At 48.9% G+C, this 1285-nt stretch carries 1 rRNA gene; it reads left to right on the top strand.

What is annotated here, in order from left to right:
• Nucleotides 1-2 precede the first annotated feature (2 nt).
• A 16S ribosomal RNA gene (locus ACWXVV_RS02985) occupies nucleotides 3-1285 on the top strand; the annotation flags it as partial.

Raw genomic sequence — 1285 nt, 5'->3', positions numbered from 1 at the left:
TTTTTTATAAGAGTTTGATCCTGGCTCAGGATGAACGCTGGCTGTGTGCCTAATACATGCATGTCGAACGAAGTAGCTTGCTACTTAGTGGCGAATGGGTGAGTAACACGTGCTTAATCTACCTTTCAGATTGGGATAACAGTTGGAAACGATTGCTAATACCGGATACGTGACAAATTCGCATGAAATTGTCATAAAAGGAGCATTTGCTTCACTGGAAGATGAGAGCGCGGAACATTAGTTAGTTGGTAGGGTAATGGCCTACCAAGACGATGATGTTTAGCCGGGTTGAGAAACTGACCGGCCACACTGGGACTGAGATACGGCCCAGACTCCTACGGGAGGCAGCAGTAGGGAATATTCCACAATGGGCGAAAGCCTGATGGAGCGACACAGCGTGCACGATGACGGCCCTCGGGTTGTAAAGTGCTGTTATTAGGGAAGAAAACTCAGCGGAGGAAATGCCGCTGAGCTGACGGTACCTGATCAGAAAGCGATGGCTAACTATGTGCCAGCAGCCGCGGTAATACATAGGTCGCAAGCGTTATCCGGAATTATTGGGCGTAAAGCGTTCGTAGGCTGTTTGTTAAGTCTGAAGTTAAAGCCTGGGGCTCAACCCCAGCCCGCTTTAGATACTGGCAAGCTAGAGTGAGATAGAGGTAAGCGGAATTCCATGTGAAGCGGTGAAATGCGTAGATATATGGAAGAACACCAAAGGCGAAGGCAGCTTACTGGGTCTATACTGACGCTGAGGGACGAAAGCGTGGGGAGCAAACAGGATTAGATACCCTGGTAGTCCACGCCGTAAACGATGATCATTAGTCGGTGGAAAATTCACTGACGCAGCTAACGCATTAAATGATCCGCCTGAGTAGTATGCTCGCAAGAGTGAAACTTAAAGGAATTGACGGGGACTCGCACAAGCGGTGGAGCATGTGGTTTAATTTGAAGATACGCGGAGAACCTTACCCACTCTTGACATCTTCCGCAAAGCTATGGAGACATAGTGGAGGTTAACGGAATGACAGATGGTGCATGGTTGTCGTCAGCTCGTGTCGTGAGATGTTTGGTTAAGTCCAGCAACGAGCGCAACCCCTATTTTCAGTTACTAACGGGTTATGCCGAGGACTCTGGAGATACTGCCTGGGTAACCAGGAGGAAGGTGGGGATGACGTCAAATCATCATGCCTCTTATGAGTGGGGCGACACACGTGCTACAATGGTCGGTACAAAGAGACGCAAGACAGTGATGTGGAGCAAATCTCAAAAAGCCGATCTCAGTTCG

Source organism: Mycoplasma sp. 3392 (assembly GCF_053851755.1).
This window is presented reverse-complemented; position numbering and strand designations above follow the sequence as displayed.